General features: G+C 59.5%; 14 protein-coding genes. 2 read left to right on the top strand and 12 right to left on the bottom strand.

What is annotated here, in order from left to right; translation table 11 throughout:
- Positions 1 to 14: 14 nt before the first annotated feature.
- The 3 genes from AACY19_RS16095 to AACY19_RS16085 are packed head-to-tail and all read right to left on the bottom strand — an operon-like array spanning position 15 to position 1641.
- Positions 15 to 728, bottom strand: coding sequence for a PilW family protein (locus tag AACY19_RS16095; RefSeq protein WP_339451785.1), 714 nt, complete (start codon positions 726 to 728; stop codon positions 15 to 17).
- Positions 725 to 1174, bottom strand: a complete 450-nt coding sequence (gene pilV / locus AACY19_RS16090) for a type IV pilus modification protein PilV (protein ID WP_339451783.1) — start codon at positions 1172 to 1174, stop codon at positions 725 to 727. Before pilV ends, AACY19_RS16095 begins: the two co-directional genes overlap by 4 nt.
- On the bottom strand, positions 1171 to 1641 hold the full coding sequence (locus tag AACY19_RS16085) for a GspH/FimT family pseudopilin (RefSeq protein ID WP_339451781.1): 471 nt from the start codon (positions 1639 to 1641) through the stop codon (positions 1171 to 1173). Before AACY19_RS16085 ends, pilV begins: the two co-directional genes overlap by 4 nt.
- A gap of 131 nt (positions 1642 to 1772) precedes the next feature.
- Here AACY19_RS16085 and AACY19_RS16080 point away from each other — a divergent pair, with 131 nt between their 5' ends.
- Positions 1773 to 2306 (top strand): GspH/FimT family pseudopilin, encoded by a 534-nt coding sequence (locus AACY19_RS16080; RefSeq protein ID WP_339451779.1) that lies wholly within the window; start codon positions 1773 to 1775, stop codon positions 2304 to 2306.
- On the opposite strand, the gene ispH is transcribed toward AACY19_RS16080, so the two are convergent.
- From ispH to murJ, 6 genes are all read right to left on the bottom strand, one after another.
- Positions 2299 to 3243 (bottom strand): 4-hydroxy-3-methylbut-2-enyl diphosphate reductase, encoded by a 945-nt coding sequence (gene ispH / locus AACY19_RS16075; RefSeq protein ID WP_339451777.1) that lies wholly within the window; start codon positions 3241 to 3243, stop codon positions 2299 to 2301. The two genes, AACY19_RS16080 and ispH, sit on opposite strands and share 8 nt — an antisense overlap.
- A 74-nt stretch (positions 3244 to 3317) precedes the next feature.
- On the bottom strand, positions 3318 to 3755 hold the full coding sequence (gene fkpB, locus AACY19_RS16070; RefSeq protein ID WP_339451901.1) for an FKBP-type peptidyl-prolyl cis-trans isomerase: 438 nt from the start codon (positions 3753 to 3755) through the stop codon (positions 3318 to 3320).
- A 7-nt stretch (positions 3756 to 3762) separates the two neighbouring features.
- A complete protein-coding gene (gene lspA, locus AACY19_RS16065; protein WP_339451775.1) occupies positions 3763 to 4275 on the bottom strand; it encodes a signal peptidase II in 513 nt (170 codons plus the stop codon).
- A complete protein-coding gene (gene ileS, locus AACY19_RS16060) occupies positions 4268 to 7099 on the bottom strand; it encodes an isoleucine--tRNA ligase (protein WP_339451773.1) in 2832 nt (943 codons plus the stop codon). The genes lspA and ileS overlap by 8 nt, the downstream gene beginning before the upstream one ends.
- A 13-nt stretch (positions 7100 to 7112) precedes the next feature.
- A complete protein-coding gene (ribF, locus tag AACY19_RS16055) occupies positions 7113 to 8051 on the bottom strand; it encodes a bifunctional riboflavin kinase/FAD synthetase (protein ID WP_339451771.1) in 939 nt (312 codons plus the stop codon).
- A gap of 129 nt (positions 8052 to 8180) precedes the next feature.
- Positions 8181 to 9719 carry a murein biosynthesis integral membrane protein MurJ gene (murJ, locus tag AACY19_RS16050; protein WP_339451769.1) on the bottom strand — a complete coding sequence of 513 codons (1539 nt, stop codon included), beginning with the start codon at positions 9717 to 9719 and terminating at the stop codon, positions 8181 to 8183.
- A gap of 252 nt (positions 9720 to 9971) precedes the next feature.
- On the opposite strand from murJ, the gene rpsT reads away from it, so the two are divergent.
- The gene (gene rpsT, locus AACY19_RS16045; RefSeq protein ID WP_003228351.1) at positions 9972 to 10244 is read left to right on the top strand and encodes a 30S ribosomal protein S20; all 273 of its coding nucleotides are present in this window, start codon (positions 9972 to 9974) and stop codon (positions 10242 to 10244) included.
- A 181-nt stretch (positions 10245 to 10425) separates the two neighbouring features.
- Here rpsT and AACY19_RS16040 read toward each other — a convergent pair whose 3' ends face one another.
- From AACY19_RS16040 to cgtA, 3 genes are all read right to left on the bottom strand, one after another.
- Complete coding sequence (locus tag AACY19_RS16040; RefSeq protein WP_007909822.1) at positions 10426 to 10893, bottom strand: CreA family protein; 468 nt, start codon at positions 10891 to 10893, stop codon at positions 10426 to 10428.
- Positions 10894 to 10903: 10 nt separating this feature from the next.
- The gene (gene proB / locus AACY19_RS16035) at positions 10904 to 12022 is read right to left on the bottom strand and encodes a glutamate 5-kinase (RefSeq protein WP_339451766.1); all 1119 of its coding nucleotides are present in this window, start codon (positions 12020 to 12022) and stop codon (positions 10904 to 10906) included.
- 137 nt (positions 12023 to 12159) lie between these two features.
- The gene (cgtA, locus tag AACY19_RS16030; RefSeq protein WP_064392401.1) at positions 12160 to 13383 is read right to left on the bottom strand and encodes an Obg family GTPase CgtA; all 1224 of its coding nucleotides are present in this window, start codon (positions 13381 to 13383) and stop codon (positions 12160 to 12162) included.
- Between the last annotated feature and the right edge of the window lie 95 nt (positions 13384 to 13478).

The following is a 13478-nucleotide window of genomic DNA, read 5'->3' as shown; positions in this document are numbered from 1 at the left end:
CACGGTTGCGCCCCTCATTGCAGGCGATTGCGCAAAGCGGCAACCACATTGAAGGTTTGATTGCGCACCCGGTTGTTCGGATCAGTCAGCGTGAGGCTCAAGCGCACGCTGCGGATGCGCGCCGGATCGCCGGGGTTGGCGCTGTAGGTCGAAGCTGCCACGTCCGTCGCCGAACTGGCCAGCCCGAAGGTCACGCTGAACGCACTCACGTTGTTCACCAGTACCTGCTGGGCCGGCGTGCCGCTGCCGGTGCCCATGAGGATCTGGTTGTTGCTGAAACTGTAGATCAGGCGCCGGATCGCAAAGCCGGTTTGCCCGGTCGCCGGGCTGCGCAAACCGCTGTAGGCAGTCGAACTGTTGCGACAATCGGAAACCACGGTCCAGGTCGGCGTTCCCCCACTGTTCCCGATATCAGCGGTGACCAGGGTCAGTTTCTGATTGGCGTTGTCCCAACTGATCGGAGTGATCTGCGCCGCACTGAAATCCCCCGCCGAGCTGGAGTCGGTAATGGTGTCAAGACAGCCAAACATGCCGACCATGCGAATTTCCTGGATCATTTTGCTCAGCACGAAACGCGCGTCCTCCTGCATCGCTGCAGCGCTGTTCTGGCTGACATAGGTGTTCTTGGCCGCGATGAACGTCTGCACCACGCCAAGCACCACGATGAGCCCCAGCGCCAGGGCAATCAGCAATTCGATCAGGCCGAAACCGCGCTGATGGCGGTTCATGGCGTCGCCACCGGATCGACCGCTGCGCGACTGGTCAGCACGAAACTGCGCTGGGCACTGGCGGTATTGGCTGCCCGCGCATCGCTCCAGGTAATGGTGATGGTGTAGACACGCTGATTCAGGGTGATGCTGCCCGTGGCGGCAGGACCGCCGAAATTGACGATGTTGGTAGTGAAGTCGTAGAGATCCTGATCACGGGCGACGCTGAGGTTGCCCGAGGCCGGTGGCGTGACGGTGTAATCGGCACCGGAGTTGGCGCGGATGCGGTCCATCATGTCGTAGGCGATGAAGCTCGCCTGACTGGTCATGCGTGAGCTATCGGTGTACTTCAACGCGTTCAACTGTACCGCCGCCGCCCCGAGCAGCCCGACCGTAAGAATCAGCAACGCGACCAGCACTTCGATCAGCGTCATGCCTTCCTGTGCATGTTTGCTCCCTGCCCTCATCCGCAACTTCCACCCAATTGAATTCGTCCGTTCAAGCACACGTTCAGCGTCCTGCTTTGCGTTCCCAGCGTATAACTGATGACCACTGCCGTGGCCGCCGACAGACCGCCCACACTGTTGAAGTCGAGCGCGGTCACTCCTGAGGTTAGCGTCAGAGTCGCGCCGCTGCTCATCGCCGGAACAACCCGCAACACATTGGCCGCGGGGCCAGTACCGTCGTAGACCGACAGTTCGCCGCTCCAGACGCTGCCTCCGGCAGTCGGGCGCAGGCGAATGGTCGTGCCGCGATCAATGGCCTCAAGCCGGGTGAAATTGAGCGCCCGTTGCAGGTCGCCCATTTCGGTATCGGCCTTGCTGCCCTGGACCGACCGGGTGAACGCAGGCACCGCCAAGGTAATCAGGATCACGAAGATCGCGACCGCCACCAGCAACTCGATCAGCGTGAAACCTTTTGTACGAAGATCCATCGATGCCCTCCGTTGCCGTCGGCTATACCTGCCTCTACAAACTAGAACATTCATCCGGCCGGTGTCGGTTGATTTGCCCTGCCCGGCGCACGGATCGCGCCGCTCATCACGCCGCCAAGGAAGGAGTTTTCATGCCACAACAGGGTTTCAGCCTGATTGAACTGCTTATGGGACTGGCGATTGGCGCAATTGTTCTGCTGCTGGTCAGCCCGGCGTTTGCCGCACTCAGGGAATCGAACCAGCGCGATCAGGCCACACAGTCACTGCTCGACGGTCTGCGCAACGCCCGCAGTCTCGCCGTCTCGCGGAATCAAAGCGTGGTGATCCACGGCATCAACGGCGACTGGAGTCAGGGTTGGCGGATCATTCTGGATATCAGTGGCAAAGGGCCGGAGGACAGCAGCAATCCGCTGCTGGTTGAGCGTGCAAGTGACGCTCGGGTGCCAATTGTCGGTAACTGGTGGGTGAGTCGCTATGTGCGGTTTGGCAGTCTGGGACAACCGCTTATGCCGGGACGGGCATTTCAGGCCGGAACGTTACATGTCTGCTCGGCCCGCGAACCGGTCAGCCAGCGCCAGGTAGTGCTGGCTGCGAGCGGTCGCGTGCGCCTGACCAGCCATCAGGCTGAACAGGCGCTGTGCGAAAAAGCGCAGAAGGTCAGATAGAACGAACGCGCAGCTCTTTCGGCATCGAGAAGGTAATGTTCTCTTCGCGTCCGGCCAACTCATCAGCACCGGTCGCGCCCCACGCCTGCAGTTGCTGGATCACGCCACGCACCAGCACTTCCGGTGCGGAAGCACCTGCGGTGATGCCGATCCGCTCGACGCCCTCGAACCAGCTCTGCTGCAGGTCTTCGGCGCCGTCGATCAGATAGGCCGGCGTGGCCATACGTTCAGCCAGCTCACGCAGACGGTTGGAGTTGGAGCTGTTCGGGCTGCCGACCACCAACACCACGTCGCACTCGTCGGCCAGTTGCTTGACCGCGTCCTGACGATTTTGTGTGGCGTAGCAGATGTCGTCCTTGCGCGGGCCACCGATGGCCGGGAAGCGCGTCCGAAGGGCATCGATGACACGACTGGTGTCGTCCATCGACAACGTGGTCTGGGTGACGAACGCCAGCTTCTCCGGGTCATGCACTTGCAACTCGGCCACGTCCTTCTCGTCTTCAACGAGGTAGATCGCGCCGCCATTGCTGGCATCGTACTGGCCCATGGTGCCTTCGACTTCCGGGTGACCGGCGTGGCCGATGAGGATGCATTCACGGCCATCACGGCTGTATTTGGCGACCTCGATGTGTACCTTGGTCACCAGCGGGCATGTCGCGTCGAACACCTTCAAGCCGCGACCGGCGGCTTCGTTGCGCACGGCCTGAGAAACACCGTGGGCGCTGAAAATCACAATGACGTCGTCCGGCACCTGGTCCAGTTCTTCGACGAAAATCGCGCCACGACTGCGCAGGTCTTCGACGACGAACTTGTTGTGCACCACTTCATGACGAACATAGATCGGCGGCCCGAAGACTTCCAGGGCGCGGTTGACGATTTCGATCGCGCGGTCCACGCCGGCGCAGAAGCCACGGGGGTTGGCGAGTTTGATTTGCATGCTGTGCCTCGTGTCTTGCGCGCGAAAACAATGAATTACCAACTGTGAGAGCGAGCAGGCTCGCTCTCACAGTTTCAGATCGCTTTGACGGAGATGATTTCCACGTCAAAGGTCAGCGTCTTGCCCGACAGCGGGTGATTGAAGTCGATGGTCACTTGCGTGTCGTCGAATTCTTTCACCACACCCGGCAGTTCAGTATTGGCCGCATCGTTGAAGATCACCAGCAAACCCGGCGACAGCTCCATGTCAACGAACTGCGAACGCGGAATGATCTGCACGTTTTGCGGGTTCGGTTGACCGAAAGCGTTTTCCGGCTCGACGGTCAGCGTACGCTTGTCACCGGCCTTGAAGCCGAACAGCGCCGCTTCGAAACCTGGCAGCAGGTTGCCGTCGCCGACCTTGAAAGTCGCCGGAGCCTTGTCGAACGTACTGTCGACGGTATCGCCGTTCTCCAGGTGCAATGCAAAGTGCAAAGTGACTTCCGTGTTCTGGCCGATGCGTTGCTCAGCCAATACCTGTTCAGTCATGAACGGCCTCTTCGGTTTTCTTGGATTTGAACATGTCCAGTGCCAGCATCACCGCGCCAACGGTAATCGCGCTGTCAGCAAAGTTGAATGCCGGGAAGTACCAGCGGTTCTGCCAGTGCACCAGAATGAAATCGATCACATGGCCCAGCGCGATGCGGTCGTACAGATTGCCTAGCGCACCACCCAGCACCAACGCCAATGCGACGGCCAGCCAGGTTTCGTTGCGACCCAGACGCTTGAGCCAGACCACCAGCACTGCGCTGACCACAATTGCGATCAGGGCGAACAGCCAGCGCTGCCAGCCGGAGCTGTCGGCGAGGAAACTGAAGGCAGCGCCGGTGTTGTAGGCCAGAGTCCAGCTGAAGTAGTCGGGGATCACCACAATCTGCTGATACATTTCGAGTTTGCCTTCGAAGTAGAACTTGCTGGCCTGGTCGATGACCAGAACCAGCAGGCTCAACCACAGCCAGCTCAACCGTCCAAAACGGCCAACGGCATTAGGCATAGTGACGAACCTCGCCAGCGCCGCTGATGTTGTCGACGCAACGCCCGCAGATTTCCGGGTGCTCCGGGTTCACGCCCACGTCTTCGCGGCAGTGCCAGCAACGGGCGCACTTCGGGAAGGCCGATTTGACGATCTTCAGTTTCAGGCCGCTGACTTCAGTGGCCACCGCATCAGCAGGGGCCTGAACAAAAGGCGCAACGCTGGCGGTCGAGGTGATCAGGACAAAGCGCAGTTCGTTGCTCAGCTTGGCCAGATCGGCGCTCAGGGCGTCTTCGGCGAACAGCGTGACTTCGGCTTGCAGGTTGCCACCGACGGCTTTGGCCGCTCGCTGGATTTCCATCTCTTTGTTGACCGCCACCTTCACTTCCATGATGCGATCCCAGTAGGCGCGCCCCAGCTCGAAGCCTTCCGGCAACTCGGTCAGGCCTTCGTACCAGGTGTTCAGCATCACGGACTCGTTACGCTCGCCCGGCAGGTATTGCCACAGTTCGTCGGCAGTGAAGGCGAGGATCGGCGCGATCCAGCGTACAAGCGCTTCGGAGATGTGGAACAGCGCGGTCTGGCACGAGCGACGGGCCTTGCTGTCGGCGCCGGTGGTGTATTGGCGATCCTTGATGATGTCGAGGTAGAAACCACCCAGCTCCTGCACGCAGAAGTTGTGGATCTTGGAGTAGACGTTCCAGAAGCGGTATTCGCCATAGTGCTCTTGCAGCTCGCGTTGCAGCAGCAAGGTGCGGTCGACCGCCCAACGATCCAGCGCGAGCATTTCTTCAGCCGGCAGAATGTCGGTGGCCGGGTTGAAGCCGCTCAGGTTCGAGAGCAGGAAGCGCGCGGTGTTACGAATACGGCGATAGGCGTCCGCACTGCGTTGCAGGATCTGCTCGGACACTGCCATTTCGCCGGAGTAGTCGGTCGAAGCGACCCACAGACGCATGATGTCGGCACCGAGGGTGTCGTTGACTTTCTGCGGCGCGATCACGTTGCCCAAGGACTTGGACATCTTGCGACCGGACTCATCGACGGTGAAGCCGTGGGTCAGCAGTTCGCGATACGGCGCGTGGTTGTCGATGGCGCAACCGGTCAGCAGCGACGAGTGGAACCAGCCACGGTGCTGGTCGGAGCCTTCCAGGTACAGGTCGGCGCGCGGGCCGTTCTCGTGACCCATCGGGTGCGAACCGCGCAGGACGTGCCAGTGCGTGGTGCCCGAATCGAACCAGACGTCGAGGGTGTCGCTGATCTTGTCGTACAGCGGCGCTTCGTCGCCGAGCAGTTCGGCGGCGTCCATCTTGAACCAGGCTTCGATGCCTTCGACTTCAACGCGCTTGGCGACTTCTTCCATCAGCTCGACGGTACGTGGGTGCAGCTCGCCGCTTTCCTTGTTGAGGAAAAACGGGATCGGCACGCCCCAGTTGCGCTGACGGGAGATGCACCAGTCCGGACGGTTGGCGATCATCGAGTGCAGACGCGCCTGGCCCCAGGCCGGAACGAACTTGGTGTCTTCGATGGCTTTGAGCGAGCGCACACGCAGGGTGTCACCGCTGGTTGGTTCTTTGTCCATGCCGATGAACCACTGCGCGGTGGCGCGGTAGATCAGCGGGGTCTTGTGGCGCCAGCAGTGCATGTAGCTGTGTTCGATGACGGTGGTGTGCATCAGCGCACCGACTTCGGTCAGCTTGTCGACGATGGCCGGGTTGGCTTTCCAGATGAACTGGCCGCCGAAGAACTCCAGCGACGGCACGTAAACGCCGTTGCTCTGCACCGGATTGAGGATGTCGTCGTTGACCATGCCGTACTTCTTGCAGGTCACGAAGTCGTCCACGCCGTAGGCCGGAGCGGAGTGAACCACGCCGGTGCCAGCGCCCAGTTCGACGTAGTCAGCCAGGTACACTGGCGACAGACGGTCGTAGAACGGGTGACGGAAGTTGATCAGTTCCAGTTCTTTACCGGTGGTGGTGGCGATAACCGAGCCTTCGACGCCGTAGCGGGTCAGACACGCTTCGACCAGTTCCTCAGCCAGCACCAGCAACTTGTCGCCGACATCAACCAGCGCGTAGTTGAATTCCGGGTGCACGTTCAGCGCCTGGTTGGCCGGAATGGTCCACGGGGTGGTGGTCCAGATCACGATCGACGCTGGTTTGTCCAGCGACGGCAGACCGAACGCGGCAGCCAGCCTGGCTTCGTCAGCAATCGGGAAGGCCACGTCGATGGTCGAGGACTTCTTGTTCTCGTACTCGACTTCCGCTTCAGCCAGGGCCGAACCGCAGTCGAAGCACCAGTTCACCGGTTTGAGCCCCTTGAACACGAAACCGCCCTTGACGATTTCGGCGAGCGCGCGGATTTCACCGGCCTCGTTCTTGAAATTCATGGTCTTGTAAGGGTTGGCGAAGTCGCCGAGCACGCCGAGACGGATGAACTCGGATTTCTGACCTTCGATCTGCTCGGTGGCGTAGGCGCGGCAGAGTTCGCGGGTCTTGTCGGCGCCCAGGTTCTTGCCGTGAGTCACTTCGACCTTGTGCTCGATCGGCAGGCCGTGGCAGTCCCAACCCGGAATGTATGGCGCGTCGAAGCCCGACAGGGTCTTCGAACGGATGATCATGTCCTTGAGAATCTTGTTCAGTGCGTGACCGATGTGGATCGTGCCGTTGGCATACGGAGGGCCGTCGTGCAGGACGAACTTCGGACGATCCTTGCCAATCTCGCGCAACTTTCCGTACAGGCCAATACTGTCCCAGCGCTGCAGGATCTGCGGTTCGCGCTGTGGCAGGCCGGCCTTCATTGGGAAGGCGGTGTCCGGAAGGTTAAGCGTGGCTTTATAGTCGGTCATTTAAGGCTCTTCGTTAGCGATGGGCGCTAGGTGCGGCTAGTGCACGGGCGGTGGCGACATCCGCATTGATCGCCGTTTTCAATGCCTCCAGGGAGGCGAAGCGCTGCTCTTCACGCAGCTTTTGGTGGAAAACCACCGTCAGACGCCGGTCATACAGATCGCCGGCAAAATCCAGAAGATGAACTTCAAGGTGGGCCTTGCCATCACCTTGAACCGTGGGCCGCACGCCAATGTTGGCGACGCCGGACCAGGTCTTGCCGTCGATATCCACACCCACCAGATACACCCCGGTGAACGGCACACGCCGACGTTTCAATTGAATATTGGCAGTGGGCGTACCCAATTGCCGGGCCAGCTTCTGGCCGTGCAGCACGCGACCGGCGATGCGGTACGGGCGACCGAGCAAACGTTCGGCCAAGGCAAAGTCGGCGGCGGCCAGCGCGTTGCGCACCTGCGTGCTGCTGACACGAATGCCGTCCAGCTCGACGGTTTGCGCAGCTTCCACGGTAAAACCGTGAACCTGCCCGGCCTGCATCAGGAAATCGAAATCGCCGAGGCGATCGCAACCGAAGCGAAAATCGTCGCCGACTTCCAGATGCTGAACGCCAAGGCCATCAACGAGAATGGTATCGACGAACTCACTGGCGCTGAGCTTGCTCAGGCGCTGGTTGAACGCCAGACACAAGACCCGGTCAACGCCTTCGCCAGCCAGCAGTTGCAGCTTGTCGCGCAATCGGGCCAGACGTGCCGGCGCGGTCTCGGGCGCAAAGAACTCACGTGGTTGCGGCTCGAAAATCACCACGCAGCTGGGTACGCCCAACTCGAGCGCACGCTCACGCAGTCGGGCCAGGATAGCCTGGTGACCACGGTGAACACCGTCAAAGTTGCCAATAGTGGCGACGCAGCCCCGATGCTGGGGGCGCAAGTTGTGGAGGCCTCGAACCAGCTGCATAACGCGCTTCTTGCTCATAAAGTGGTCGATTATAACCACACCGGACGGTCGACGACAGGCAACACCGTAACGCAAAGTGATCGAGCCGACAAAACTGCCGGCTCGCGCCTGTTCATAAAGGGTAAAACCTCAGCTCAAGGCCTTGCGATTGAAATCGCGCAGACGGAAACCGAGCAGCAGCAACATACCGAAATACGCCACTACGCCGGCCGCCACCAAAGCGCCCAAGCGCAGGAAGCGTTCAAGCATGTGGCCTTGATCCCACGCCGGCATGAAATGCATGCCGACCAGCAGCACCGCGGACATCACCGCCACCGCGACCACCAGCTTGAAAGCGAATCGGGTCCAGCCCGGCTGCGGCTGATACATCTGTTGCTTGCGCAGTTGATAGAACAGTAACCCGGCGTTCAAACAGGCTCCGGCACTGATCGCCAAGGCCAGCCCCGCGTGAGCCAACGGTCCAATCAAAGCCAGGTTAAACAACTGAGTGACGACCAGTGTGAAGATTGCGATTTTTACCGGTGTACGGATGTTCTGTTGCGCATAAAAGCCCGGCGCCAACACCTTGATCACGATAATGCCGAGCAGACCCACAGAATAGGCGATCAGCGCGCGCTGGGTCATCTCGGCGTCGAAACCACTGAACTGACCGTACTGAAACAGCGAGACCGTCAGCGGCTCGGCGAGAATTCCCAGCGCCAACGCGCACGGCAGCACCAGCACGAAGCACAGACGCAGACCCCAATCGAGAATCCGCGAATATTCGTGGCGATCCTTGCTCGCGTAGGTTTTCGCCAGCGTCGGCAGCAGAATCGTGCCCAACGCCACGCCGAGGACACCGGACGGTAGCTCCATCAAACGGTCGGCGTAATACATCCACGACACCGAACCGGCGACCAGAAATGACGCAAAAATGGTGTTGATGATCAGCGAAATCTGGCTGACCGACACGCCGATGATCGCCGGCAACATCTGTTTCATCACCCGCCACACGCCGGTGTCACGCAGATTCAGGCGGGGCAGCACCAGCATGCCGATCTTTTTCAGGTGCGGCAGTTGATAGAGCAACTGCGCCAGTCCGCCGACCAATACCGCCCAGCCGAGGGCCATGACCGGTGGATCGAAGTACGGCGTCAGGAACAGCGAGAACACGATCATGCTGACGTTGAGCAGAGTCGGCACGAACGCCGGCACCGAAAAGCGGTTCCAGGTATTAAGGATTGCCCCGGCCAGCGAGGACAGGGAGATCAGCAATATATAAGGGAACGTCACCCGCAACAGATCGGAGGTGAGCTGAAATTTTTCCGGAGTATCGGTAAAGCCGGGCGCCGTGGCCCAGATGACCCACGGCGCGGCGATCATGCCCAGCGCCGTGACGACGGCCAGCACCAGGGTCAGCAAGCCCGACACATAGGCAATAAAAGTCCGGGCCGCCTCCTCGCCCTGCTGATTTTTGTATTCGGCAAGAATCGGCACGAATGCTTGTGAGAAAGCCCCTTCAGCGAAGATCCTGCGCAACAGATTAGGCAGTTTGAAGGCAATGAAGAAGGCGTCCGTCGCCATCCCGGCGCCGAATGTACGGGCAATCAGCGTGTCACGAACAAACCCGAGAATCCGGGAAAGCATCGTTATAGAGCTGACGGCGGCCAACGATTTGAGCAGATTCATTGAGGGAATTTGTGCCTGTCGATAAACAGCAGGCGAATAAAGCGCCTACTTGTGCGATACTCTGCGCCGCAACAGCACAGAGCCAAAGCTCGCGAGTTTACAGGTCACACGCCGGAAAGAAATATCCCGTCGCACCACACCTACCACTTAGCGGAACGTTTCAAGCGCCCTTGACAAGACTTCAACTCATCGGCATGATTCGCGGCCTATTTTGTTTGCTATTTCCTAAAAAGTCTTTCGAGGAGCTCGACGGTGGCCAACTCACCTTCCGCCAAAAAACGTGCAAAACAGGCTGAGAAGCGTCGCAGCCACAACGCCAGCCTGCGTTCCATGGTTCGTACCTACATCAAGAATGTAGTTAAGGCCATCGACGCAAAAGACGCTGAAAAAGCTCAAGCTGCATACGTTCTGGCTGTGCCAGTTATCGACCGCATGGCCGATAAAGGCATCATCCACAAGAACAAGGCTGCTCGCCATAAGAGCCGTCTGAATGGCCACGTCAAAGCACTGAAAGAAGCTGCTTAATCGACGTAGTCATTAAAAACCGACCTTAGGGTCGGTTTTTTATTGCCTGTGATTCAGTAAATCCAGCACAAAAAAATGTGGGAGCGGGCTTGCTCGCGAAAGGGACGTATCAGTTGATAGCGATATCAACCGAAAGACCGCTTTCGCGAGCAAGCCCGCTCCCACAGTTAGTTTTGCGGCGTTATTGCTGGACCGGCACCCATGGCAGGATCGGGATGGCGGTCACGGCATTCTGCGGACTGCCTTCAATCAAGCGATCACTGTAGACCAGGTACACCAGCGTGTTGCGCTTCTTGTCGAGGAAACGCACGACCTGCATGGTTTTGAACACCAGCGATGTGCGCTCCTTGAACACCTCATCACCATCCTTCAAATCACCCTTGAACTTGATCGGGCCAACCTGACGACAAGCAATCGAGGCCTCCGCGCGATCCTCGGCCAACCCCAAACCACCCTTCACCCCTCCAGTCTTGGCGCGCGACAGGTAGCAGGTCACACCCTCAACTTTCGGATCATCGAACGCCTCGACCACGATCCGGTCATTCGGGCCGACAAACTTGAAAACCGTTGACACCTGGCCGATTTCCTCGGCCGAGGCCAGCAGCGGCATCGCCATCAGCAGACCCAACAATCCTTTTGCCAAACGCATCGAATTTTCCTTACACCAGAATCAAGTTGTCACGATGAACCAGTTCAGGTTCAGCCATGTACCCCAGCAAACCGACAATCGCATCCGACGATTGACCGATGATTTTTTGTGCCTCCAGCGCGCTGTAGTTGGCCAGGCCCCGGGCGATCTCACGACCATCCGGCGCCACACACACCACCATCTCGCCACGACGGAAACTGCCTTGCACCAATTTCACACCCACAGGCAGCAAACTTTTGTTGCCTTGAGATAACGCCGACACCGCGCCATCGTCCAAAACCAACGTACCGCGCGTTTGCAGATGCCCGGCCAGCCACTGCTTGCGCGCAGCGAGCATGCCGCGCTCTGGCGACAGCAACGTACCGATGCGCTCGCCTGCCTTCAGGCGATCAAGCACGCGCTCAAGGCGCCCACCAACAATGATGGTGTGTGCCCCGGAACGCGCCGCCAGACGCGCCGCGCGCAGTTTGGTCTGCATGCCGCCGCGCCCCAGCGCACCGCCCGTGCCGCCCGCCACCGCATCCAGGGTCGGATCATCGGCGCGCGCCTCGTAAATCATCTGCGCATCAGGATTGTTGCGCGGATCTGCGTCGAACATGCCGTCGCGATCAGTGAGAATCACCAGCAGATCCGCCTCGACCAGATTGGCCACCAGCGCCGCCAGCGTATCGTTGTCGCCAAAACGGATTTCGTCAGTGACCACGGTGTCGTTTTCGTTGATCACCGGGATGACCTTCAGCTCGACCAGTGCGCGCAAGGTGCTGCGGGCGTTCAGGTAACGCTTGCGATCAGACAGGTCGTCGTGCGTCAGCAAAATCTGCGCAGTGTGGCGGCCATGCTCGGCAAAGCTGGACTCCCACGCTTGCACCAAGCCCATCTGACCAATTGCTGCGGCCGCCTGGAGCTCGTGCATCGCACTGGGTCGTGCGGTCCAGCCCAAACGGCTCATGCCGGCCGCCACCGCCCCGGAGGACACCAGCACCAGTTCGACGCCAGCCTCATGCAAGGCCACCATCTGCTCGACCCAGACACTCATTGCCGCACGATCCAGCCCCTTGCCGTCAGCTGTCAGCAAAGCGCTGCCGATCTTCACGACCCAACGCTGCGCACCTGTCACCTTGCTCCGCATCATCTTCAACCTTAGCTTGAGGGCAGCGCGACCCAGCGCTGCCCGTGACGTTATTCGTGGCTATTGCCGACCAACGATCGATTTCCAGATACCAAAACGCCGCTCGATTGAGCGGCGTTCAAGTTTATCGCAACGGATCAGTCACGCACGTAAATGATTTCCGGACCATCTTCATCATCCACATCTTCTTCGTCCCAGTCATCGTCGCCGATGTCATGGACCGACTTCACGCCACTGCGGCGCAGGGCACGCTTGTCGTCCAGTGCCTGCAACTGCGCACGGGCCTCATCTTCGATGCGCTGATCGAGATCAGCCAGCTCTTCCTTGTATGCCGGATCGGCGGCCAGGCGATCGGCACGATCTTCCATGTAACGCATGATGTCGTGACACAGACGCTCGGTACCGATCTTGGCAATGGCCGAAATCACGTAAACCGGGCCAGTCCACTCCAGACGATCAACGATTTCCTTGACGCGCTCTTCGTGATCTTCTTCGAGGATCTGGTCGCACTTGTTCAGCACCAGCCAGCGATCACGCTCAGCCAGGGACGGACTGAACTTGATCAGCTCGTTGACGATCACTTCAGCAGCATCCGGAGCACTGGAATCATCCAGCGGCGCCATGTCGACGAGGTGCAGCAACAGACGCGTCCGCGCCAGGTGCTTGAGGAAGCGAATACCCAGACCAGCGCCGTCGGAAGCGCCTTCGATCAGACCTGGAATGTCCGCAACAACGAAGCTCTTCCAGCGGTCGACGCTGACCACACCAAGGTTCGGCACCAGCGTGGTGAACGGATAGTCGGCGACTTTCGGCTTGGCGGCAGACACCGAACGGATGAAGGTACTTTTACCGGCGTTCGGCAAGCCCAGCAGGCCTACATCGGCGAGGACTTTCATTTCCAGCTTCAGGTCGCGTTGCTCACCCGGCTTGCCCGGCGTGGTCTGGCGCGGAGCACGGTTGGTACTCGACTTGAAACGAGTGTTGCCCAGACCGTGCCAGCCACCCTGTACCACCATCAGCTTCTGACCAGCCTTGGTCAGGTCACCGATGACTTCCTGGGTAGCGGAATCGATCACCGTGGTGCCAACCGGCACGCGCAGGATCAGGTCTTCGCCCTTCTTGCCGGTGCAGTCGGTGCTACCACCATTGGAGCCACGCTCGGCATCGAAGTGCCGGGTATAACGATAGTCGACCAGGGTGTTGAGGTTTTCGTCGGCCATCATGTAGATGGAACCACCATCACCGCCATCACCACCGTTCGGACCACCGTTCTCGATGAATTTTTCCCGACGGAAACTCATGGCGCCGTTGCCGCCATCACCAGCCTTTACGCGAATCGATACTTCATCAACAAACTTCATAACCAACGCCTCTCGCCATACGGACGAGCCGAAAAACAATCAAGACATAAGACTCTTGCAAAAATGAGCGCAGCGACTCCGAAACACGACCCATG

Origin of the sequence: Pseudomonas sp. EA_5y_Pfl2_R50 (assembly GCF_963970475.1) — a bacterium.
Lineage (GTDB): Bacteria > Pseudomonadota > Gammaproteobacteria > Pseudomonadales > Pseudomonadaceae > Aquipseudomonas.
This window is presented reverse-complemented; position numbering and strand designations above follow the sequence as displayed.

What these genes read in the sequence shown, in the direction of transcription:
- AACY19_RS16095 (WP_339451785.1), bottom strand. Translation starts at nt 728, where the DNA reads ATGAACCGCCATCAGCGCGGTTTCGGCCTGATCGAATTGCTGATTGCC.
- pilV (WP_339451783.1), bottom strand. Translation starts at nt 1,174, where the DNA reads ATGAGGGCAGGGAGCAAACATGCACAGGAAGGCATGACGCTGATCGAA.
- AACY19_RS16085 (WP_339451781.1), bottom strand. Translation starts at nt 1,641, where the DNA reads ATGGATCTTCGTACAAAAGGTTTCACGCTGATCGAGTTGCTGGTGGCG.
- AACY19_RS16080 (WP_339451779.1), top strand. Translation starts at nt 1,773, where the DNA reads ATGCCACAACAGGGTTTCAGCCTGATTGAACTGCTTATGGGACTGGCG.
- ispH (WP_339451777.1), bottom strand. Translation starts at nt 3,243, where the DNA reads ATGCAAATCAAACTCGCCAACCCCCGTGGCTTCTGCGCCGGCGTGGAC.
- lspA (WP_339451775.1), bottom strand. Translation starts at nt 4,275, where the DNA reads ATGCCTAATGCCGTTGGCCGTTTTGGACGGTTGAGCTGGCTGTGGTTG.
- ileS (WP_339451773.1), bottom strand. Translation starts at nt 7,099, where the DNA reads ATGACCGACTATAAAGCCACGCTTAACCTTCCGGACACCGCCTTCCCA.
- ribF (WP_339451771.1), bottom strand. Translation starts at nt 8,051, where the DNA reads ATGCAGCTGGTTCGAGGCCTCCACAACTTGCGCCCCCAGCATCGGGGC.
- murJ (WP_339451769.1), bottom strand. Translation starts at nt 9,719, where the DNA reads ATGAATCTGCTCAAATCGTTGGCCGCCGTCAGCTCTATAACGATGCTT.
- AACY19_RS16040 (WP_007909822.1), bottom strand. Translation starts at nt 10,893, where the DNA reads ATGCGTTTGGCAAAAGGATTGTTGGGTCTGCTGATGGCGATGCCGCTG.
- proB (WP_339451766.1), bottom strand. Translation starts at nt 12,022, where the DNA reads ATGCGGAGCAAGGTGACAGGTGCGCAGCGTTGGGTCGTGAAGATCGGC.
- cgtA (WP_064392401.1), bottom strand. Translation starts at nt 13,383, where the DNA reads ATGAAGTTTGTTGATGAAGTATCGATTCGCGTAAAGGCTGGTGATGGC.